This window comes from Caballeronia sp. INML3B (assembly GCF_023631305.1).
GTDB lineage: Bacteria > Pseudomonadota > Gammaproteobacteria > Burkholderiales > Burkholderiaceae > Caballeronia > Caballeronia turbans.
In genome coordinates, this window is sequence record NZ_JALQDI010000046.1 from 1 (window position 1) to 20,317 (window position 20,317).

At 64.0% G+C, this 20,317-nt stretch carries 19 protein-coding genes; 12 read left to right on the plus strand and 7 right to left on the minus strand.

Going from position 1 to position 20,317, the window contains the following annotated elements; all coding sequences use genetic code 11:
- Positions 1-117 precede the first annotated feature (117 nt).
- The 3 genes from NCS58_RS20685 to NCS58_RS20695 all read right to left on the minus strand — a co-directional run bounded on the left by NCS58_RS20685 (position 118) and on the right by NCS58_RS20695 (position 2,956).
- Entirely contained in the window at positions 118-705 is a 588-nt protein-coding gene (locus tag NCS58_RS20685) for an aspartate kinase (RefSeq protein ID WP_061119953.1), read from the minus strand.
- A gap of 83 nt (positions 706-788) precedes the next feature.
- Complete coding sequence (locus NCS58_RS20690) at positions 789-1,919, minus strand: hydantoinase/oxoprolinase family protein (RefSeq protein WP_061120039.1); 1,131 nt, start codon at positions 1,917-1,919, stop codon at positions 789-791.
- The gene (locus NCS58_RS20695) at positions 1,916-2,956 is read right to left on the minus strand and encodes an ATP-grasp domain-containing protein (protein ID WP_061120038.1); all 1,041 of its coding nucleotides are present in this window, start codon (positions 2,954-2,956) and stop codon (positions 1,916-1,918) included. Before NCS58_RS20695 ends, NCS58_RS20690 begins: the two co-directional genes overlap by 4 nt.
- 13 nt (positions 2,957-2,969) lie before the next feature.
- Between NCS58_RS20695 and NCS58_RS20700 the strand changes: the two genes are divergently transcribed.
- From NCS58_RS20700 to NCS58_RS20750, 11 genes are all read left to right on the plus strand, one after another.
- Positions 2,970-3,704, plus strand: a complete 735-nt coding sequence (locus NCS58_RS20700) for a HisA/HisF-related TIM barrel protein (protein ID WP_061119954.1) — start codon at positions 2,970-2,972, stop codon at positions 3,702-3,704.
- 829 nt (positions 3,705-4,533) lie between these two features.
- Positions 4,534-5,796: a hypothetical protein gene (locus NCS58_RS20705; RefSeq protein ID WP_061119955.1), complete on the plus strand. Its 1,263-nt coding sequence runs from the start codon at positions 4,534-4,536 to the stop codon at positions 5,794-5,796.
- On the plus strand, positions 5,793-7,487 hold the full coding sequence (locus NCS58_RS20710; RefSeq protein WP_061119956.1) for a formylmethanofuran dehydrogenase subunit A: 1,695 nt from the start codon (positions 5,793-5,795) through the stop codon (positions 7,485-7,487). Before NCS58_RS20705 ends, NCS58_RS20710 begins: the two co-directional genes overlap by 4 nt.
- Positions 7,488-7,490: 3 nt before the next feature.
- The gene (fhcD, locus tag NCS58_RS20715) at positions 7,491-8,432 is read left to right on the plus strand and encodes a formylmethanofuran--tetrahydromethanopterin N-formyltransferase (protein WP_061119957.1); all 942 of its coding nucleotides are present in this window, start codon (positions 7,491-7,493) and stop codon (positions 8,430-8,432) included.
- Complete coding sequence (locus NCS58_RS20720) at positions 8,429-9,262, plus strand: formylmethanofuran dehydrogenase subunit C (protein WP_061119958.1); 834 nt, start codon at positions 8,429-8,431, stop codon at positions 9,260-9,262. Before fhcD ends, NCS58_RS20720 begins: the two co-directional genes overlap by 4 nt.
- Before the next feature lie 62 nt (positions 9,263-9,324).
- On the plus strand, positions 9,325-9,897 hold the full coding sequence (locus tag NCS58_RS20725; RefSeq protein WP_061119959.1) for a cytochrome b: 573 nt from the start codon (positions 9,325-9,327) through the stop codon (positions 9,895-9,897).
- On the plus strand, positions 9,894-10,814 hold the full coding sequence (pqqB, locus tag NCS58_RS20730) for a pyrroloquinoline quinone biosynthesis protein PqqB (protein ID WP_061119960.1): 921 nt from the start codon (positions 9,894-9,896) through the stop codon (positions 10,812-10,814). Before NCS58_RS20725 ends, pqqB begins: the two co-directional genes overlap by 4 nt.
- A gap of 29 nt (positions 10,815-10,843) precedes the next feature.
- Positions 10,844-11,590, plus strand: coding sequence for a pyrroloquinoline-quinone synthase PqqC (gene pqqC / locus NCS58_RS20735; RefSeq protein ID WP_061120040.1), 747 nt, complete (start codon positions 10,844-10,846; stop codon positions 11,588-11,590).
- Positions 11,587-11,895, plus strand: coding sequence for a pyrroloquinoline quinone biosynthesis peptide chaperone PqqD (pqqD, locus tag NCS58_RS20740; RefSeq protein ID WP_250477517.1), 309 nt, complete (start codon positions 11,587-11,589; stop codon positions 11,893-11,895). The genes pqqC and pqqD overlap by 4 nt, the downstream gene beginning before the upstream one ends.
- A gap of 4 nt (positions 11,896-11,899) precedes the next feature.
- Positions 11,900-13,096, plus strand: a complete 1,197-nt coding sequence (pqqE, locus tag NCS58_RS20745) for a pyrroloquinoline quinone biosynthesis protein PqqE (protein ID WP_061119961.1) — start codon at positions 11,900-11,902, stop codon at positions 13,094-13,096.
- Positions 13,093-13,794 carry a response regulator transcription factor gene (locus NCS58_RS20750; RefSeq protein ID WP_061119962.1) on the plus strand — a complete coding sequence of 234 codons (702 nt, stop codon included), beginning with the start codon at positions 13,093-13,095 and terminating at the stop codon, positions 13,792-13,794. The genes pqqE and NCS58_RS20750 overlap by 4 nt, the downstream gene beginning before the upstream one ends.
- Here the strand turns inward: NCS58_RS20750 and NCS58_RS20755 are convergent.
- Positions 13,722-14,744: an ATP-binding protein gene (locus NCS58_RS20755; protein WP_061120042.1), complete on the minus strand. Its 1,023-nt coding sequence runs from the start codon at positions 14,742-14,744 to the stop codon at positions 13,722-13,724. The two genes, NCS58_RS20750 and NCS58_RS20755, sit on opposite strands and share 73 nt — an antisense overlap.
- 175 nt (positions 14,745-14,919) lie before the next feature.
- Between NCS58_RS20755 and NCS58_RS20760 the strand changes: the two genes are divergently transcribed.
- Positions 14,920-17,265, plus strand: coding sequence for a TonB-dependent receptor (locus tag NCS58_RS20760; RefSeq protein WP_061119963.1), 2,346 nt, complete (start codon positions 14,920-14,922; stop codon positions 17,263-17,265).
- 21 nt (positions 17,266-17,286) lie between these two features.
- Here NCS58_RS20760 and NCS58_RS20765 read toward each other — a convergent pair whose 3' ends face one another.
- The 3 genes from NCS58_RS20765 to NCS58_RS20775 form a co-directional block, all read right to left on the minus strand.
- Positions 17,287-18,288, minus strand: coding sequence for a glycosyltransferase (locus NCS58_RS20765; RefSeq protein ID WP_061119964.1), 1,002 nt, complete (start codon positions 18,286-18,288; stop codon positions 17,287-17,289).
- A gap of 192 nt (positions 18,289-18,480) precedes the next feature.
- Positions 18,481-19,545: a beta-propeller fold lactonase family protein gene (locus NCS58_RS20770; protein ID WP_061120043.1), complete on the minus strand. Its 1,065-nt coding sequence runs from the start codon at positions 19,543-19,545 to the stop codon at positions 18,481-18,483.
- A 173-nt stretch (positions 19,546-19,718) separates the two neighbouring features.
- Positions 19,719-20,315: a DUF3280 domain-containing protein gene (locus NCS58_RS20775; protein WP_409219299.1), complete on the minus strand. Its 597-nt coding sequence runs from the start codon at positions 20,313-20,315 to the stop codon at positions 19,719-19,721.
- Positions 20,316-20,317: the final 2 nt, after the last annotated feature.

Consider the following 20,317-nt stretch of genomic DNA (forward strand, 5'->3'; position numbering starts at 1 on the left):
CGAGCTGCTTTCTTTGGTTACTTTCTTTGCAGCAGCAAAGAAAGTGACTGCCGCCCCGCATAGGGGCAACGCTAATAGACCAATAACAAAATGGGATCCAGCGAAAAAACCGCAACCTCAAACCGCAACATTCAACAACCGATCCCGCATAACATCAGCATCTCCTTTACTAAAAATCTCAACAATATAATTGGCATCCCGCACATAAGCGGGAAACCGCCGGTCCAAAATGCCTCGCGCGGCCAGCGCCTCCAACGGGGCACTTGCATCGACATCGCAAGACTTCACGATCATCAACCGCTCCGCATTGAGCAAGGAAGAAAGCCACGCGGCAAGGCTATCGGAAGTGGTATCCCAGTTCGTCATCGAATCGGGCGTCGCCCGCATCAGATCCGTCGGCACCCACACCGCGACGCGCCCATCGCGCAATGCCCCGCGAATCCGATGCTCGTTCGACGCGAGCACGAGCTCCGGCACCACGCCCTGCATCAGAATCGCGTATTGCGCCATCGCGAGCAGGCACATGTTGTGAGCCGCGAGATCGTCGAAATGCCATTCGTGCTGATACTGCCGCACCGCGTCCGCAAAATCGCCGCCGCCCGGCACGATCACGACACGCCCGCCGCCCACTTCCCAGAGCCGCGTCAGCCACTCGCGCAGCGCCGGATCGTGGCTCAGGCTACCCCCGATCTTCACCACCCACATATTCCTGTCCTCGTTCGATGATGCCGCCGGGCCACGCACCCGCTCCGATACCCCATCCTTACTCCGCTATATTCCGCACGCTCTTACGCCGCGCGCGGCGCCGCATCGGCGTGGGAACGGGCTTCGTTGCCTGCCGCGCCCTTCGCCGCCATCGACGCCAAAAGCGCGACCGCCACGCTCGGCGCGCACGTCGATACCCATTCGGCACGCGTCGCGTCGTCGTCCGCGACGCCCGCGAGCCGCGCGAAATCGATATAACTGCGCGCCTCCTGCCGCGCCAGCGCCGCCGCCAGAAAGCGCCCGCAGCCCGCGCCGACGATCGGTGCAGCGGCCAGCGCCGCATCCCGCGCGATCACGCGCGCGAGATTCGTTTCGAGCGCGCGCAACTGTTCGTGCCGCCAGTTCTGCGCGAAACGCCGCCATTCGGAATCGCTCGCATCGGCGGCGTCGCGGCCGATCATCCGCGCGATACGCGCGCGGCTCGCGGCTTCCGTCTTCGGTCCGTTGTCGGCGCTCGGATGCTGGTCGTGCTCGGGCCACAACTCGCCCGTCAGACGATAGACATCCGCGGTCGTCGCGAACCATTCGTTCATCACGCCGGTCGTTTCGCCGCGAAACGCGATGCGATGCGCGACCCCGCACAACGGCGTACGCACGATGCCCTGATAAACCAGCTCGCCGCTGACGAGCCGCTCGGCGTCGTTCGCGCCGCGCGCCAAGACACGGCCGCCGACGATCGGGATGATGTCCGTCGTCGTGCTGCCGATATCGATCAGCACCGCATCCGGGATGCACGTCGCGACCCATCGCGCGGTCGCGAGCCAGTTCGCCGATGCGACCTTGCGCCAGCCGTCGGCGCATGCCGAACGCGCGAGCCAGCCGGCGTCGCCGGCGAAAAACATCGTGCGCGGCCCGAGCCGCTGCGCGAGCGTGCGCGTCAATGTGCGCACGCCTTCGGCGCGGTCGGCGAAGAGATCGACCATTTCGCCCGTCATCGTGACGGCGTGACGCGCGGCGGCATCGGCGGCGGCGGGCCAGCGCTCGAACATGGCGTCGATCACGCGTTCCAGATGCGCGATGCCCTGCCAGAGCGGACATGCCCATTGCGCGACATCGGCGAGCACGCCCGCGCGCGTCGCCATCGACACCTTGACGTGCGCGCCGCCCACGTCCCAGCCGAACACCGGCGCATCCGCTGATGTCGACGCCGTCATGACGCCGCTCCGCCGCACGCGCGCAGCAATCCGGCATCGCCATCGAAACCGGGCACGCGATGCGCCGCGAGCAGTTCCGCCGCGAGATTCCTGCCGCCGCGCCGGCTCAATTCCGCATACGCGACCGTGAGACGCGGATTCACTTCAATCACGACCGGCCCGCGCTCCGGATGCCAGACGACGTCGATGCCTGCGAAACCGCGCAAACCCGGAAGCGCTTCGGCGACCCGCAGCGCGAGCCGCTCGAGCGCGCGCCCTTGCGGACCATGCCGGTCGATGCGATCGACATCGACGCCATCGAACTGCACGATGCGCGCGCGGCGTCCCGATCCCGCCGCATCCGACAAACCGATGCGCTGACGATTGATGCTCACGAGCCGCGACAGCCGTTCGCGGCAAATCAGCGAAAGGCTCAGCGGCTCGCCGTCGACCCATTCCTGCAATACGGGATTGCGCCCCGCTTCCGCGCGCGCTTCGTATTCGGCGCGCGCGGCGGCGAGATCGTCATAGACGTAGGTGTCGAGGCCGCCCGCGCCGTCGTCGGGTTTGACGACCCAGCGTCGCCCGATTGCGGCGGCTGCGTTCTCCGGTTCGAGCGCGGGCGTCGCGTGGATGCTGCGCGCGGCGAGGCACGCGGCGGTTGCGCTCTTGCTCGATGCCGCGCGGATCGCTTCCTTCGCGCAGCCGAGCCAGCGCGCCTGGCCGACGGCGTCGTAGAGTTTGAGCAGCAGCCCGTCGCACTCGGGCGCGACGATGCAGGCATAGTCGTGCTCGCGCGCCACGCGGGCGACGAAGCGAATGACCGGCTCGCCGGGCTGGGCGCGCACGTAACCTTGCGCGTCGTCGATCTGCTCGAAGCGCGAGCTGGCGACGGTCACCTCGATGCCCGGAAGTGCACGCAGATCGGCGGCGATGGCGTCGCGCATCACGCGGCCCTCGACGATCAGCGCGGAGAGGTCGGCGAGGCTGCCTGCGCCTGCCGCGTCCGGATCGATGCCGCCGCCGGTGAGATACTCGAATACAAAGATCTTGGTCAAAGGAAAGCCATCCATGCAGGTGATACCCGTTCTCGATCTGCTCGACGGCCACGCGGTACGCGCGGTGCGCGGCGAGCGTTCGCGTTACCGGCCGATCCAGTCCTCGTTGTGCGCCACGAGCGATCCTGTCGCGATCGCCCGGGCGCTCGTCGCCGCCACCGACGCGCGCACCGTGTACGTCGCCGATCTGGGCGCGATCCTGCAGCGCGGCGCGCACGACCGTGCGCTCGCCGCCATATGCGACGCCCTCGGCGACGGCGTGCGCATCTGGCTCGATGCGGGCTTCACCGCATTCGCGCCGATGCGTGCGCTCGTCGAACGCATCGCGGGGCTGACGCGGTCTTCGACGCCCGCCGCGATCGTGCCCGTGTTCGGCACCGAGACGCTGCTCGACATCGGCGCGATCGCTGAGGCCTCGGCGTGCGGCCTGGAGCCGATCCTCTCGCTCGACTATCGCGGCGGGCGCGCGCTCGGTTCCGTGCATGCCGAAAGTGCTTTCTGGCCGTCGCGGGTGATCGTGATGACGCTCGATCACGTTGGCGCGCATGCCGGGCCTGATCTCGACACTTTCGCTTCCGTGCGTGCGCTCGCCGGCGCGCGGGAAGTGATCGGCGCGGGCGGCATCCGTCACGTCGATGACCTCGCTCTTGCTTCTGGCAGCGGCGCCCATGCGTGGCTCGTCGCTTCCGCGATTCACGATGGCACCGTGGCGCGGTGCGATGTGCATCGCAGGGCTTTCGGGCGATGAACTCAATATCTATGCCAAGGGCTTGGCGGCTTTGGTGGGGCTGTAATCCTTTGGCAAGAAGCTGTTGCATCACGTGGTGCATGGGTGACAGTGTGTTGCATTGCGGAGCAGGTTTTTGTTTCTCTTGTTTTTTTGCTTTCGCTGGATCCCGTATTCGTGTTGGTCTATTAGCACTGCCCCTATGCGGGGCGGCAGTCACTTTCTTTGCTGCTGCAAAGAAAGTAACCAAAGAAAGCAGCTCGAGACGCCCGCGGTCACACGCAGTTTAGCCATGCTTGCCATGTGACCGTGGGCTGCCTAAGTGTCGCCCTCAAAGGACCCGCCGGGCTTGGATCGCGCACGGTCTGACTAGCTAGTACTCAAAAGAAGCTGGTTCAGCACCAAATAGCTCCGGCACAGCGCTACGCGCTGCCGCCGGGTCAACAAGGGAAACCAACGGATAACCAATGCAGTGAGATCGAGGCGCTAGTAAGGAAGCACGAGCAGACCCGATTGACCCATCGGCCGCGAAGCGGGCCGGAGCCATTTGGCGCTGAGCCAGTGAGTCAAGCGGTGCGAGGCGACAGACCGTGCGCGATCCAAGCCGGGTTAGTCCTATGAGGGCGACACTTAGGCAGCCCACGATCGCCTGGCACGCGTGGCCAATCTGCGTGTGACCGCGGGCGTCTCGAGCTGCTTTCTTTGGTTACTTTCTTTGCAGCAGCAAAGAAAGTGACTGCCGCCCCGCATAGGGGCAACGCTAATAAACCAAAAAGAATACGGGATCCAGCGAAAAAAACCGCAAAAAGCAAAAAGAAAACCGGCATAAACCTTGCTCCAAAGCACGACCATGCCCGATTCCCCCACAACATCGAACGCCCAGGCCGCAGGCGCAAACCTTTGGACCTGTCCATTCTGCCCATTGCTATGCGACGACATCACGCTCGCACCAACCGGCGACCAGCGGCTCGCAGCGCCGCACACCGCCTGCACCAGGCTCGAGGCGTCGCTTGCCCACTTCGGTCCGCAGGACGCAAACCGCCACCCCGCGATCGACGGGCAACCCACCGATCTCGCGTCGGCGCTCTCGCAGGCCGCGGCGATCCTATCGAGCGCACGTCGGCCGCTCTTCGGCGGACTCGCGACCGACGTGGCCGGCGCACGCGCGCTCTATGAACTCTGCGCGCAGTGCGGCGCGATCCTCGATCATCTGCACGGCGATACGCTCGCGGATAGCAACCGCGCCCTGCAAGACCGCGGTTCCTTCTTCACGACGCTATCGGAAGTGCGCTCACGCGCCGATCTCGTCATCGTGTTCGCATGCAGGCCCTCGCAACGCTATCCGCGCTTCTACGAACGCGCCATCGGCGAAGGACGCGACGTGAACATCGTATTCGTCGGATGCGACATCGATGAAGCAGCGCATGCACGCGCCGAAGCGATTCTGCGCGACACCGATCCCTTCGATACGCTCGCGCTGTGGTCCGCGCATGTCGAAGGCGGCCGCCCGATTCCGACACCCGATCTCGTCGCGCTGACCGAGCGCATCAAGACGGCGCACTATACGGCCTTCGTCTACGAGCCATCGGCATTCGCCGGCCCTCATGCGGCGCTTGCAATCGAAGCGCTGCAACGCATCGTGAAAGCAATCAACCGCACCGCGCGCGCCGGCGCGCTCGCGCTGACCGGCGACGACGGCGCCGCCTCCGTCAATCAGGCGATCACATGGCTCTCGGGCTTTCCGCTGCGCACGCGCGTCGCATACGGCATGCCGCTGGATCACGATACGCATCGCTATCGCACTGAAACGCTCCTGCGCCGCGGTGAAATCGATGCGCTGCTCTGGGTCTCGAGCTTCGCGCCCGAGCCGCTGCCCGCCTCCCTCGCCGACGACGTGCCCGCGATCATCCTCGGCCATCCATCGACGCAAACGCCCGCGCGCAAAGGCCCGACCGTGTTCATTCCGGTCGCGACGCCCGGCATCGACAGCGGCGGACATCTGTTTCGCGTCGATACGTCCGTGGTCGCGCCGCTCGCCGCCGCGCGCAGTGTCGTCTTGCCGACGGTCGCTTCGATCGCTTCGCAACTCGCGCAGGCACGGAGGCCATCATGAGCCTCGCGCGTCTCAAGGGCGGCACGCTCTACGATCCGGCGAACGGCGTGAATGGCGAGAAGCGCGACATCTATATCCGCGACGGACGCATCGTCGATCATGCGCAAGCAGAAAGCATCGAACGTGATTTCGATGCCAACGGCATGATCGTGATGGCGGGCGGCATCGACCTGCATTCGCATATCGGCGGCGGCAAGACTAATCTGTCGCGCCTGTTGCTGCCGGAAGATCATCGCGACGATCCGCGCGCCGTGCCCGATCGCCCGAACGAAGGCCGCTACATGCGCCTGCCTTCATGCGGTGTGTGCGCGCCGGGCACGCTCGCCGCAGGTTATCGCTATGCGGAAATGGGCTATACGGCCGCGTTCGAACCGGCGATGATCGCCTCGAACGCGCGGCATGCGCATCTGGAAATGGGCGACACGCCGATCATCGATCACGGCGCCTACGTGATGATGGGCAATGACGAGCTCTTCCTTCAGATGCTCGCCGCCAACGAAGATTTCGAGCGCCTGCGCGATTACGTCGGCTGGACGATCAATTCGAGCAAGGCGCTCGGCGTGAAGGTCGTGAATCCCGGCGGCATTTCGGCGTTCAAATTCAATCAGCGTTCGCTCGATGTCGATGAAAAACACGTGCACTACGGCATCACGCCGCGCGATGTATTGAAGACGCTCACACGCGCGCTGACCGATCTGCGCGTGCCGCATCCGCTGCATGTGCATGCAAGCAATCTCGGCGTGCCGGGCAATATCGAATCGACGATCCGAACGATGGATACCGCCGAAGGCCTGCCCATTCATCTGACGCATATCCAGTTCCATAGCTATGGCACCGAAGGCCCGCGCAAGTTCTCGTCGGGCGCGCGGGCGATCGCCGAAGCGGTGAACGCGCGGCCCAATGTGACGATCGATGTCGGCCAGATCATCTTCGGTCAGACGGTCACGGCATCAGGCGACACGATGATGCAGTTCAAGAACGCACCGATGGCCCGGCCGCGAAAATGGGTCCTCGGCGATATCGAATGCGATGCGGGCTGCGGCGTCGTGCCGTTCAAGTATCGCGAAGAGAGCTTTGTGAACGCGCTGCAATGGATCATCGGGCTGGAAATCTTTCTGCTCGTCGACGATCCGTGGCGCGTATCGATGACCACCGATCATCCGAACGGCGCGCCCTTCACAAGCTATCCGCATCTGATCCGCTTGCTGATGGACAAGTCCTTTCGCGACGCGCAACTCGACACGCTGCACGCCGATGCGAAGACCACGACCGCGCTCGCCGAAATCACGCGCGAATTCTCGCTCTACGAGATCGCGATCATTACGCGCGCCGGTCCCGCGAAACTGCTCGGTTTGAAAGATCGCGGTCATCTCGGCGCAGGCGCGGCGGCGGATATCGCCGTATATCGCGACGACGCCGATCGCGAGCGCATGTTCACATCGCCCGCTTATGTGTTCAAGGATGGCGAACTGATCGCGCGCGACGGCACGCTGCTCGCGACGCCGACCGGCGGCATTCATTACGTGAGCCCGGACTACGACCGCGCGATCGAAAAGCGCGTGCGAGATTTCGCGCAGAAGAATCTCGCGACACGCTTCGAAAATATCGCGATCGGCGACGACGAAATCTGCGCATGCTGCAACGGCGGGCGGCTCTTGCCCGTCGCGTGCTTCGCGGCGAGCGGGAGTTGACGCATGCGCATCAACGATACGCAGATCGACGACACCTTTGCCGAAGCCTTCCCGATGAAGGCGACCCGCCTCGTCATCACCGCGCATACGCCGACGTGGGCGCGCCATGCGGCCAATTCGCTGACGGGGTTCGCTACGTCCGTCATCGATTGCGGCTGCGAGGCGGGCATCGAACGCGATCTCACGGGCGATGAAACGCCCGATGGCAGGCCGGGCATCTCGGTCCTGATCTTCGCGATATCGTCGAAGGAATTGGCCAAGCAGATCGCGCGGCGTGTCGGCCAATGCGTGCTGACATGCCCGACGACGGCGGTCTATGGCGGCATCGATCCCGCCAACACGCGCGCACCGCTCTCCGACAATGCGCCGCTCGGCGCTGGCCTGCGCTTTTTCGGCGACGGCCATCAGATCTCGAAAGTCCTCGACGGCACGCGTTACTGGCGCGTGCCGGTGATGGACGGCGAGTTCGTCTGCGAGGAATTTACCGCGACCGTGAAGGCGGTCGGCGGCGGCAACCTGCTGTTTCTTGCGCGCGATATCGACAGCGCCTTGCAAGCTGCGGAGTCCGCCGTCGCCGCGATGCATCGGTTGCCGAACGTCATCACCCCGTTTCCGGGCGGCGTCGTGCGCTCGGGCTCCAAGATCGGCTCGAAATACGCGGGCGCGGCCGCATCGACCAATGATGCGTTCTGTCCGACGCTCGTCGGTTTGTCGAAGAAAAGCGAGCTGACGCCGGACGTCGCGTGCGTGCTCGAAATCGTGATCGACGGCCTCACCGACGCCGATGTCGGCGCCGCGATGACAGCCGGCATCGCGGCCGCAACGAACATCGGCCGCGCGGGCGGCGTCCTGCGCATTTCCGCAGGCAATTACGGCGGCAAGCTCGGGCCCTATCACTTCAAGCTGCACGAGCTGTCTAAAGATATCGACGGGAGCCGCGCATGAACGCGATCACGTTGCGCGTAAAAAATGCGCCGGGCTTTCGCGTCGACGGGTCGAAATTACTGCCTGTCGAACTTGCGGCTGCTTCGCGGGCCGACTTGCCTCGCGTCGTCCTGCAAGGCGCCGGCGAAACGTGCGCGCTCGGCGATCTCTTCGATATCGCGCTGACGCAGGATGACAAGCCCTCGCTCACGATCGAAGGCGACGCGTGCTGGCTCGATCGCATCGGCGCGAACATGACCGAAGGCACGCTCACGGTGCAGGGCAACGCAGGCGATTACGCGGGCTTGAAGATGTCCGGCGGCGAGTTGCACATTGAGGGCGATGCAGGTGCTTTCGCCGCGTGCGAGATGCAAGGCGGCCGTCTGTCGATTCACGGCGACGCGGGCGATTTCGCGGCGGGCGCGCTGCCCGGCGACATGGAAGGCATGGCGGGCGGCACACTCGCGATTCACGGCAACGCGGGCGCGCGCCTCGCGGACCGCATGCGGCGCGGGACGGTGCTCGTCGCGGGCGATGCAGGCGATTTCGCGGCGTCGCGGCTGATCGCGGGATCGGTCTGCGTCGGAGGGGAAGTGGGCGCACACTTGGGATACGGCATGCGGCGCGGCACGGTGTTACTGACACATGCGCCATCTCGCATTCCGCCGACTTTCACCGAGGGCGGGCGCGGCTTCGACGTGTTCTGGCTGCTCTTCACGCGGATGCTCGCGCGCGAGCGCACACGCGGGCTTGCGTCATTCGCGGCATTGGCCGGCGATGTGTTGCCGCGACGCTACGCCGGCGACCTCGCCGTGGATGGACGGGGGGAATTGCTGATCGCCAATTCTTAGACAGGCGAGAAAAATGCAGATTGAATCGTCGGAACGAAAACCATTTTCACGGGAGGCAGGGCATGAGCACCGCGCGGACAACCGCGACCTCGCGCGACGGCAGCATCGATGCCGCTGGCGAGCGTTACGCGCGCCCGATGATCGCATTGCACTGGCTCATGGCGATTGCGATCATCGCGATGCTGTGCATCGGCTTCTATATGGTCGGTCTGCCGCGCGGGCTGCCGTTCAAGTCGGACCTCATAAACTTCCACAAGTCGCTTGGAATCACCGCTTTCCTGCTGGTGCTGATCCGCATCCTGGTACGCCTGGCTTATGGCCGGCCGCCTCTGCCGCCGATGCGAACGTGGCAACGCGCCGCCGCGAGCATTACGCAGGCTCTTTTATATGCAGGCATGGTGGCGATGCCGCTCACCGGATATCTCGGCTCGTCGTTCAACAAGTTCGGCACGAAGCTCTGGGGCATTGCGCTGCCGCAATGGGGCTGGGACGACAAGCACCTTCGGGAGATTTTTTTCGGCATCCACGGATATCTCGCGTGGATCATGGCCGCGCTGGTCATCCTGCATTTTCTCGGCGCGATGAAGCATCAACTGATCGACCGCGACGGTCTCTTGCGGAGGATGTTGCCTTGAAAATACGCGTGCTCGGTTCATCGGCGGGCGGCGGCTTTCCGCAATGGAACTGCAACTGCCGCAATTGCGACGGCGTGCGGCGCGGGACGATCGCGGCGCGCGCGCGCACGCAGTCGTCCATTGCCGTCACCGATAACGGCGAGGACTGGCTGCTCGTCAACGCATCGCCGGATATCCTGGCGCAGATCGCGGCGAATCCCGAACTGCAGCCCGCGCGCCGTGTGCGCGATACCGGCATCGCGGCCGTCGTCACGATGGATGCGCAGATCGATCACGTCACGGGCCTGCTGATGCTGCGCGAGCGCGGCGCGCCCTTGCCGCTTTATACGACCGACGCCGTGTGGCAAGACCTCTCGACGGGCTTTCCGGTCACGTCGATTCTGTCGCATTACTGCGGTGTGGAGCACAGGCGCATCGCGCTCGATGGCGCATCGTTCTCCGTACCCGAACTGCCGCGCGTCGCCATCGACGCGTTGCCTTTGTCGAGCAAGGCGCCGCCTTATTCGCCGCATCGCGATGCGCCGGAAACGGGCGATAACATCGGCCTCATGTTCACGAATACGGCCACAGGCAGGCGCGCGTTCTATGCACCGGGTCTCGGCGCACTGGAACCGCACGTGCTCGATGCGATGCGCGAAGCGGACCTGCTGCTCGTCGACGGCACCGTGTGGACCGACGACGAAATGATCGCGCTGAAGCTCACGAAGAAGACCGGCAGGGACATGGGCCATCTCGCGCAGAGCGGCGCGGGCGGCATGATCGAAGTGCTGGATTCGATCGATCGCGCGGACGTCCGCAAGGTGCTGATCCACATCAACAACACGAACCCTATCCTCGTCGAGGATGGACCCGAACGACGCATTCTGTCGGAGCACGGCATCGAAGTCGCGCACGACGGCATGAGCTTCGAGCTATGACACTCGCACTGGATACTGGAGACCGCCCGATGTTCGATCCGATGCTCAACCCGACCACAGGCCCGATCTTCACCGCGGTGAAGGACGACGGGCCCGCGTGGACGCGCGAGGAATTCGAAGCGCAGTTGCGCGCGAAGGGCACGGCGTATCACATTCATCATCCATTCAACGTGACGATGAATAGCGGCGGCTCTTCGAAGGAACAGATTCGCGGCTGGGTCGCGAACCGCTTCTACTACCAGATCAACATTCCGCTGAAGGATGCGGCGGTGATGTCGAATTGTCCCGATCGCGAAACGCGCCGACGCTGGGTGTTGCGCATTCTCGATCACGACGGCTACGGCGATCAGCCGGGCGGCATCGAGGCATGGGCGCGTCTCGGCGACGCAGTGGGCCTGTCCCGCGACGATCTATGGTCGCTGAAGCTCGTGACGCCGGGCGTGCGCTTCGCCGTCGATGCGTACGTGAACTTCGCGCGGCGCGCGCCGTGGCAGGAATCGGTGTGCTCGTCGCTCACCGAGATGTTCGCGCCGCAGATTCACAAGGATCGTCTCGCGACGTGGCCCGAGCATTACAAGTGGATCGAGCCGGAAGGGCTTTTGTATTTCCGCTCGCGCGTGTCGCTTGCCCAGCGCGACGTCGAGCACGGTCTCGAAGTGACGCTCGCGCATTTCACGACGCGTCAGGCGCAGCAACGCGCGCTCGATATCCTGCAATTCAAGCTCGACATTCTCTGGACCATGCTCGATTCGATCGAAAAGGCTTTCCCGCAATGAGCGACATCAATCCGACGCAACGCAAGCAAGAAGCCGTCGAAGCGCCCGACGATTCGTTGCATCCGAAGCTAAAACGCCTCTTTCGACTGCAATGGGAGCCGGCGCAGGATGCGCATGTGCTGCTTTATCCCGAAGGCATGGTGAAGCTCAATCAAAGCGCCGCGCAGATTCTTCTGCGTTGCGACGGCACGCGCGATATCCCCGCGCTCGTCGCGGATCTGGAACAGGCGTTCAACGCGTCCGGCCTCGGCGACGACGTGCGCGCGTTCATCGCCGGGGCGCGTGCGCGCGGCTGGCTGGAGTAGCGTCATGACCGACTTGTCCGAACCGATCGCGAAACCCGAGCACGAAGGCGCGCCGATTGCGCCGCCGCTGTGGCTGCTCGCGGAGCTGACGTATCGCTGTCCGCTGCATTGCGTGTTCTGCTACAACCCCGTGAATTACGCCGACCATACGCGCGAGCTCGATACCGCTCAATGGATCGACGTATTGCGTCAGGCGCGCGCGTTGGGCGCGGCGCAACTCGGCTTCTCCGGCGGCGAGCCGCTCTTGCGCGACGATCTCGAAACGCTCGTCGGTGAAGCACGCAAGCTGGGTTTCTATACGAATCTCATCACGTCGGGCATTGGCCTGACGGAGAAGCGCATCAGCGCGCTGCAGGAAGCCGGGCTCGATCACATCCAGCTTTCGTTTCAGGATTCATCGCAGGAACTCAACGACTTTCTCTCCAGCACGAAGACCTTCGACTACAAGAAGCGCGTCGCGACGCTCATCAAGGCGTATGGCTTTCCGATGGTGCTCAACTGCGTGCTGCATCGTTATAACCTGCCGCATATCGGACGCATCATCGACATGGCGCTCGCGATGGGCGCCGAATATCTCGAGCTCGCGAACACGCAGTACTACGGCTGGGCGCATGCGAACCGCGCGCAGCTCATGCCGACGAAAGAGCAACTCGACGAAGCGGAGGCCGTGGTCGAGCGCTATCGCAAGGAGATCGGCGACAGGTGCAAGATCTTTTTCGTCGTGCCCGATTACTACGAACGCCGGCCCAAGCGCTGCATGAACGGCTGGGGCTCGGTGTTTCTCGGCATCGCGCCCGATGGCGCCGCGCTGCCGTGCCACACCGCGCGCTCGCTGCCGGGCCTCACGTTTCCGAACGTCACCGAGATGCCGCTCAAGGACATCTGGTACGAGAGCGATGCGTTCAATCGCTTTCGCGGCTTCGGCTGGATGAAGGAGCCGTGCCGCAGTTGCGACGAGAAAGCCATCGACATGGGTGGCTGCCGCTGTCAGGCGTATCTGTTGACGCAGGACCCCGCGAATGCGGACCCGGTGTGCGACAAGTCCCCGCATCACGAGCGCGTGATCGAAGTGGTGCGCGCGGCATCGGCGAGGCAGGAACCGCAGGAGCAACCCATCGTCTTTCGCAACGATGCGAACTCGAAACGCATCGCGGCGCTTGCTCGCGATAATGGTTCAGAAGAAGGAGAAGACAAGCCATGATTGCCGACATCTCCGTGCTGCTCGTGGACGATCACGCCGTCGTGCGTGAAGGCTACAAGCGTCTGCTCGAACTGAGTCCCGACGTGAGCGTCGCGGGCGAAGCGGCGGATGCGGCCGAGGCTTACCAGAAGTTTTGCGCGTTGCAGCCGGATGTCGTGGTGATGGATCTCGCGCTGCCCGGCGCGAGCGGCATCGAGGCGATGCGGCGCATGCTGGCGCGCGAGCCGCATGCGCATGTGCTGATCTTCAGCGTGCATGAGGAAGCGATCTTCGTGCGGCGCGCGCTCGATGCCGGAGCGCGCGGCTATGTCACGAAGGCGAGCGCCCCTGACGTGCTCGTCGAAGCGGTGCGATCCGTCGCGCGCCGCGCGTGCTATCTGAGTCCGGATATTTCGCAGGCGCTGGCCTTGCGCGCGACGATTCAGGAAGGCCCCCCGGGACGGCAGTTATCCGCGCGCGAGTTCGAAGTGCTGCGTCTGCTCGTGCAGGGTTATACGCTGCCGAGCATCGCGGAGAAGCTGGGCCTGAGTCAGAAGACGGTCGCGAATCATCAATCGGTGATCCGCCAAAAGTTCGGCGCGGACAACGGCGTGCAACTTGCGCAGATCGCGAATCGCCTGGGCCTTCACTTCGCCGATTTCGCTTCGTCCGCCGCTGCGTCGTTCGGCCCCGAAGTCGGCAACGGCAGTCCTGCCTGAGCCGGCACGCGCGCGCAAAAAAGGAAGCCGCCGCCCGGCTCGCTCGCGATCTGAAGCGTCCCGCCGAGCGCTTCGACACGCTCGCGCATGCCGATCAGACCGAGCCCGTTGCGCGGCTTCGCGAGATCAACGCCCGGCCCGTCGTCGGCCATCGTCACGACGATTTCCTGCGGCGCGCGCGCCAGATAAATCTCCACGCGTGAGCGCCGCGCGAACTTCGACACGTTCGTAAGCCCTTCCTGCACGAGCCGGTACAGCGTGATGTTGAGCGCATCGCTCAGATTGTCGAAGTCGCCTTCGACGGCGAGCGTAAATGTCGCATCGGGCAAGCGCTCGCGCCAGCCATCGACGCAATGTTCGAGCGCGGTCGGCAAACCGAATTCATCGAGCCCGATGGGACGCAGCCTGCGAATCATCCCGCCGATCTCGCGATACACGTGCGTCGCGCTGTGCATCAGCGACAGCGACAGCCGATGCACCTCCGCCTCGCGCCCCGCCGACAGGTCGCGGATACGCCCGGCATCGAGCGACATGGCGTTGAGATACTGGCCGAGCTCGTCGTGCAATTCGCGCGCGAGATGGCGACGCTCGGTTTCCTGTGCCGCGATCGCCTGACTCGCGAGCCGCCGGTTCTCCGCGAGCAGATGCTCGGCCTCTTCTTCCAGCACGCGTCGCCGGCGCACTTCCGACTGCGCCTCGCGATAGCGGCGCCACGCGAACCACGCGAAGCCGATCGCGAGCACGACGAGCGTCGGCGGCAATTCGTCGAGCTGGAAGCGCTCGGCGCTGCGCGTCAGGCGAAACGCGTACTCGCTGAAGTCAAAGCGTGCGAAGAGCGCGGCGGCGACGAGCGTGATCGCGATCACGCAGGCCAGATCGCGCCATGCCGGCGAGCGCGGCGCGCGACGGTCGGCGTCTTTCGCGAGAGAGGGCAAGGATTCGGATGGCATCACGGAATGCATTCTACGCACGGCGTCATCGCGCGGTGCGGTAGCGGGAACGCATTTGGGAACGCTTCCCTGCGCGATCGGGAAAACCTCCCGGTCCATCCGTTCATTCTTATGCGACGCTTTCATTGAGAGAACAATCCCGACGCGTGGATCGAACGATAAGAGGAGACGACCGATGAGGAGCATGCCGCGCCTGCCCGCGCCCGCGCATCCGTTCAAACCCCGAGCAGGGCTGCGGCTCATCTTCGGCGGCGCGTTCGCGAGCATCACCGTGGCTGCGTGGGCGCAAACGCCTCCATCGACCAATGCGGCCGAAGCGCCGCCCGCTGCCTCGGCAGCGCAGGCGCAAACGCCGCCGGACACGGAGTTGCCCACGATCGTCGTGGTCGGCACCACGCCGCTCGTCGGCGTCGGCACACCGCTCGAAAAGGTGCCCGCGAACGTGCAGACCATCAAGGGCTCGGAGATCGAGGCGCAGCATACGCCCACGATCGCCAACTACCTGGAAAAGAACGTCGTCAGCGTCGATACCAACGATGCCCAGGGCAATCCGTGGCAGACCGACATCAACTATCGCGGCTTTACCGCTTCGCCGCTGCTCGGCACGCCGCAAGGGCTGTCGGTGTTCATGGACGGCGTGCGCATCAACGAGCCCTTCGGCGATGTCGTCAACTGGGACCTGATTCCGCAGGCCGCGATCCAGACGATGCAGATCATCCCCGGCTCGAACCCGACCTTCGGCCTGAACACGCTCGGCGGCGCGGTCGCCGTAACCACCAAGAACGGCCGCAGCAATCCCGGCGGCAATGTGGATGTCGGCTTCGGCTCGTTCGGGCGCAAGTATGCGCAAATCGAGCAAGGCGGCTTGATCGGCGATCATCTGGATTACTACTTCACCGCCAACATCACGAACGACAACGGCTGGGCCGATCACAACGCGAGCAAGTTGCGACAGGCGTTCGGCAAGATCCGCTATACCGATGCCGATACGACGATCTCCGTATCGATGGGCGGCGCGGACAACACGCTGAACGGCTCGCAGACGATCCCGCGCTCGTTCATGGACAACTTCCGTCAGGCCTACACGTTCCCCGATACGAACGAGAACCAGGTCGGCTATCTGACGATCAACGCGGAGCACTACATCACGCCGAACGTGCAGTTGAGCGGCAACGTGTATTACCGCCACTATCGCAACAAGAACGTGAGTTCCAACGTGAACGAAGATTTCGATCCGAACGGCGACGATGCCGACGAACTCACGCAAGCCTTCAACGATCAGTCGGTCATCGTGACGGACAGCTACGGCGCGAGTCTGCAACTCACGCTGCTCAACAGGCTGTTCGGCCATGACAATCAGCTGATCATCGGCGCGGCGGGCGACTTCGCGAATTCGCATTTCAATCAAGCCGAGCAGCCGGCCGTCTTCGAGGACAACCGCGCGACCATCGGCACCGGTCCTTTCGCGCCGACCACGGACGCGAAGACGCACAATGCGAATCTGGGCATCTACTTCGAAAACACGTTCTCCTTCAACGAGCAATGGTCGATGACGCTAGCAGGCCGCTACAACTGGGCGAAGGCGACCATCGGCGATGAAAGCGGCGTGCAGCCGCTGCTCGACGGGAATCACACGTTCTCGCGCTTCAATCCGGCCATCGGCTTCAACTGGAATCCGACGCCTTACTTCACGGCGTACGCGACGTATAACGAAGGCATGCGCTCGCCGACCGCCATCGAGCTCGCGTGCGCGGACCCGGCCGCGCCCTGCTCGCTGCCCAACGACTTCATCGCGGACCCGGATCTGAAGCCCGTGATCTCGAAGACATTCGAAATCGGCGCGCGCGGGCGCATCGGCAACCATACGACGTGGAGCGCGGCGGCCTACAGCACGACGCTTACCGACGATATCCAGTTCGTCAGCAGTCAGGGCGCGGCGAGCACGCTCGGGTATTTCCAGAACGTCGGCAAGACGCGGCGGCAAGGCTTCGAACTCGCGGGCCGCACGCAATGGGGGCCGCTGGGCGTCGCGGCGAGCTATAGCTATGTGAACGCGACGTATCGCTCGACGTGGAGCGAAAGCAGCGCAAGCAATTCGAGCGCCGACGACGGCAACATCACCGTGCATTCGGGCGACCGCATTCCGGGCATTCCGGCGAACACGGTGAAGATGCGCCTCGACTACAACCCGATTTCGCGCTGGAACATCGGCGCGAATCTTACGTATCGCAGCAGCATCTTCGCGCGGGGCGACGAGAACAATCAGGACGTGAACGGCAGCGTCGCGGGTTATTTCCTGATCGACCTCGACACGACCTACAACGTGACCAAGCAACTGCAGGTCTATGCGACGGTGAAGAACCTGTTGAACAAGCGCTATGCGAACTTCGCGATTCTCGGCGAGAACTTCTTCAACGGGCCGAACCATACGTTCAACGGCGGCGACACCGTCAACGAGCAGTTCCTCGGCGTGGGTGCGCCGCGCGGCGTGTGGGTGGGGATGCGGTATGCGTGGAAGTGACGCGGCGCGAATGCGCGCGGCCTATTCCTGATACGACTTCCACGGAATGCCGCGCGACTCGAGGCCCTCCCAAAGCGCGACGTTGCAGCGATGCAGATCTTCCTCGCTGCGCGGATGCTTTTGATTGCGCAGGTTCATCCTGTGACCGAGCATGCCGAGAAGCCCGCCTTCGAGTTGCGCCGGGTCCGCACCCCAACGCAGATCGATTTCGGAGAGCGCCACGCCCACGGAGCGATGCAATGCAAGCACATCGTCCATGCTCATCTCGATCTCGATCGGATGGGCGTACAGCTTGTTTATGTTGGCGACGTCGTGTCCTGTCATGCGCGGGTAGAACGCCGGGAGCATGCGCGCGTAGAGCCGGATCTTCGCTTCATACAGCTTCGCGCTATCCAGGTTGAGCGACGTCATGCCGCTATGCACGCGATACAGCGTGAGCGCTTCCGGCAGATTCGCGAAACGCGCGCCATGAAGCATGCAGTCGAACCAGAAGCCGAGATCGTCGACGATGTCGAGGTTGGGATCGTAGCGGATGCCATGCTGCTGCACGAACTCACGCCGGAACATGGTGCTCGGATTGGCCAGGTACGCTCCACCGACCGTAAAGCGCGCCTTGATGTTCGCGTCGTCGAGCGGAAAGTCGCTCGTGAAATGGTCTTCGTCGAAATGCCGGATTTGCGTGCCGACGACAGTGATATCCGGATGCGCATCGAGAAACACACTCTGCTTTCTCAACCGGTCCGGCTCGGCGATGTCGTCGTGATCGATGCGCGCGATGTATTCGCCGCGGCACAGGTTGAACGCCCGATTCGCGTTGGCGGGCCGCCCCTGATTGTGTTCGAGCGCGAATACGCGGATTCGTGAATCGTTCAGACCGCGCACGAGATCGAGTGTCGCGTCGGTGCTGGCGTCGTCCAGAACGAGAAGCTCGAAGTCCGCGTCCTGACGCAGCAACGAGTGCAAGGTCTCGACGATGTATTTTTGCGCGTTGTAAGTCGGCACGACTACGGAAATTTTCGGCATGGCGTCAGCCTCTCCGGGCGGATGAAGCCGTGCATTGTCCGCCAGCTGCCCGGGCGAGATGTCATAGAACGTCTTTCCCCGATGCTATCAGGCATCGAAACGGCGAAGCGTTCTGGCTTGCGCAACGACGGACCGCGCAGAACGAAACGGCCGCGCAAGGCGGCCGTCTGCCGAACGAGAACAACGTTCCGTTCAACGCCCGACGATCGACCCCGCGCTCGCCGGATACGTGACGATGCCCCACGCGAGCGGCAGATCGCCGATCTGCTTGATCTCCTTGTAATCGGCGCCGTCGAGCACATAGACCGCGTTCGAGCGCCCGCACGCGAGCAGCAGCTTCGAGCCGTCGGGGGTGAAGCTGAAGTGCCAGCAGCGCTGACCCACGGGCACGTCCTGCATGTGCTCGTAGGTCGCGCCATCGAACACCTGCAAGGTCTTGTCGCGCGATGCCGCGATCAGCAGCCGCTTGCCCGACGGATCGAACGAGACGCCATACGGGCCCGTCTTCGTATCAACGGTCTTCATGGTCTTCAGGCTCGTGCCATCGAGCACGACGAACTTGTTCGCGTTCTCGAGCGTGACGACATATTGCTTGCCGTCCGGCGACGCCTTGATGCCGCGCGGACGCGAACCCTTGTCGAGCTTCACCGTGCGCACCGGCTTGCCCGTCCCGACGCGATACACCGACACCGTGTCGTCGCCTTCGTTGGTCACGAGGATCAGCTTGCCATCGGGGGAAAACTCGACGCCTTCCGTCTCGTGGCCGCTCTTGACCGAATGCGTGACCTTCATCGTCTTCAAATCGATGATGGCAATTTCGGCGGGCGGCGAGTTGGCGTCGTCGTCATCCTTTTCCGGCTGGCCAGGTTTCGGCGGGCCGCCGCTTTCCCCCGGCTCGTACGTCACATAGGCATAGCCGCCGAACACGCGCACGAATTCCGGATTCTTGCCGATCTTCACGCGCCGCACGACCTTGCCCGACGATGTGTCGATCTCGGACAGGTCGCCCGTCGTCTTGTTCGCCACATAGAGACGCGTGCCATCCTTGTTCAGCGAAAGGCCGCGCGGGCCGTCCTTGCCGACATCCCACGTCTTCGCGAGCGAGAGATTGTCGAGATCGATCACGCCGACGCCGGCGCTCTCGGTCGTCACGTAGGCGGTCGGCGCGGCGGCGTGCGCGAAGCTCGCGGCGAGTGCGAGCGATGGCGCGAACACCGACGCGCAGGCGATGCGCGCCGCCTTGAATCTGACTTGCATGGTCGTCTCCAGCGGTTTCGTTGGCTTGTTCGAGTTCGTTTGACGCACGCGCGCGGCGAAATCGCACGTCGCGCGTGCCTGCAAGTCCAACTTAGCGCAATCGTCGGCGCAGTGGCAACGGCATCGGCCGGGAGAAATTCCCGAATTCGACGGGAAAGACGCGTCGCGCGGAGTCAGCGCGTCGCGGAGGGATCGCTTGCAAGCAGATCGACGAGCGCCTTCGCCCCCCGCTTCCACGACAAATCGGTGTTCCCGCGTATGTCCACCGAGCGCTGAAAGCGCATCGCGCCGCTGTCGGCATCTTCGACACGCAAGTTCATGTTGAGAATGAGATTGCTGATCTTCTGCACCCAGCACACGCCGACCCGCGACGCGCCCAGCTCTTTTGCGACACGCAGTTCGCAGCCGTTGCACGCGCTCATGTCCTGCGCACTTTTCAGCGACGCGATCAGATCGCCCGCCTGCGCGTTGTCGGCGACGCGAAAGAGCGCGCGTTCGCGCAGGTCATCGCGCAAGGCGCCGCTCACCATCGCGAGGCGCTCCGTCTGAATGCGATTGATCTCGGCATCGTTGTAGGCTGCGTTGTCGTCGATGAGCGTGCAATCGAGCATCGCGATGGATTGCGGCGCGGACTGCGCGAGCGCGCCGCTCATGACGATGGCGAGCGTGATCGCGAGCAGCGCGCGAAGCGAGTGGATCATGGCGTCGGCCTCGATGATGAGCATCTGCACGCGACCATACCGGTGATCGCGCAGACGGGCAAGCGACACGT

Excerpts from the sequence above, each read along its gene's own strand:
- NCS58_RS20710 (WP_061119956.1), top strand. The coding sequence starts at position 5,793 with ATGAGCCTCGCGCGTCTCAAGGGCGGCACGCTCTACGATCCGGCGAAC.
- NCS58_RS20770 (WP_061120043.1), bottom strand. The coding sequence starts at position 19,545 with ATGCAAGTCAGATTCAAGGCGGCGCGCATCGCCTGCGCGTCGGTGTTC.
- NCS58_RS20705 (WP_061119955.1), top strand. The coding sequence starts at position 4,534 with ATGCCCGATTCCCCCACAACATCGAACGCCCAGGCCGCAGGCGCAAAC.
- NCS58_RS20755 (WP_061120042.1), bottom strand. The coding sequence starts at position 14,744 with ATGCCATCCGAATCCTTGCCCTCTCTCGCGAAAGACGCCGACCGTCGC.
- pqqD (WP_250477517.1), top strand. The coding sequence starts at position 11,587 with ATGAGCGACATCAATCCGACGCAACGCAAGCAAGAAGCCGTCGAAGCG.
- NCS58_RS20760 (WP_061119963.1), top strand. The coding sequence starts at position 14,920 with ATGAGGAGCATGCCGCGCCTGCCCGCGCCCGCGCATCCGTTCAAACCC.
- pqqC (WP_061120040.1), top strand. The coding sequence starts at position 10,844 with ATGTTCGATCCGATGCTCAACCCGACCACAGGCCCGATCTTCACCGCG.
- NCS58_RS20685 (WP_061119953.1), bottom strand. The coding sequence starts at position 705 with ATGTGGGTGGTGAAGATCGGGGGTAGCCTGAGCCACGATCCGGCGCTG.
- NCS58_RS20725 (WP_061119959.1), top strand. The coding sequence starts at position 9,325 with ATGAGCACCGCGCGGACAACCGCGACCTCGCGCGACGGCAGCATCGAT.
- NCS58_RS20720 (WP_061119958.1), top strand. The coding sequence starts at position 8,429 with ATGAACGCGATCACGTTGCGCGTAAAAAATGCGCCGGGCTTTCGCGTC.
- NCS58_RS20765 (WP_061119964.1), bottom strand. The coding sequence starts at position 18,288 with ATGCCGAAAATTTCCGTAGTCGTGCCGACTTACAACGCGCAAAAATAC.
- NCS58_RS20750 (WP_061119962.1), top strand. The coding sequence starts at position 13,093 with ATGATTGCCGACATCTCCGTGCTGCTCGTGGACGATCACGCCGTCGTG.
- pqqE (WP_061119961.1), top strand. The coding sequence starts at position 11,900 with ATGACCGACTTGTCCGAACCGATCGCGAAACCCGAGCACGAAGGCGCG.
- NCS58_RS20690 (WP_061120039.1), bottom strand. The coding sequence starts at position 1,919 with ATGACGGCGTCGACATCAGCGGATGCGCCGGTGTTCGGCTGGGACGTG.
- fhcD (WP_061119957.1), top strand. The coding sequence starts at position 7,491 with ATGCGCATCAACGATACGCAGATCGACGACACCTTTGCCGAAGCCTTC.
- NCS58_RS20700 (WP_061119954.1), top strand. The coding sequence starts at position 2,970 with ATGCAGGTGATACCCGTTCTCGATCTGCTCGACGGCCACGCGGTACGC.